At 35.9% G+C, this 615-nt stretch carries 1 protein-coding gene; it reads left to right on the forward strand.

The features are described from left to right. A partial coding sequence (locus tag ACFINU_RS10310; protein WP_375667736.1) for a type ISP restriction/modification enzyme occupies window positions 1–615 on the forward strand: 615 nt, incomplete at both ends.

Consider the following 615-nt stretch of genomic DNA (forward strand, 5'->3'; position numbering starts at 1 on the left):
TGGTCAATGCTTTCCACGCTATATTTACGAAGACACTACAGTTTCAAAGAATAAAAACAAAAAACAATCCCATTTATTTACAAATTCTACAGAGAAAAACACAACATCTGGTTTACAGAGACGTGATGCCATTACGGATGAAGGACTAGCATATTTTAAAATGGCTTATCCTAATGAAACCATAACAAAAGATGATCTATTCTATTATGTTTACGGTCTACTTCATTCAGAAGATTATCGCTCTCGTTATGCTGATAATTTATGCAAAGAATTACCTCGTATCCCTTGTGTAAAGAGTGCTGATGATTTTTGGAAGTTTGTAACAGCAGGGCGTGAATTGGGTCATTTGCATGTGAATTATGAAGATGTAGAGCCGTATCCAGTGACCTTTAAAAAGGGTAATCCAAAACAGACAGAGATCTCTAATCCCGAAAAGTTTTATTATGTGACTGAAATGAAATTCGCAAAAGCAGGTAAAGAGAAAGGCAAAGCCGAAAAGGATAAATCAACAGTTATTTACAATAGCAATATTACCATAACAGATATCCCTCTTGAAGCTTATGAGTATATCGTCAATGGCAAGCCTGCTCTTGAATGGGTTATGGGGCGTCAATG

The organism is Bartonella sp. AC130YNZD, from assembly GCF_042196865.1.
GTDB lineage: Bacteria > Pseudomonadota > Alphaproteobacteria > Rhizobiales > Rhizobiaceae > Bartonella.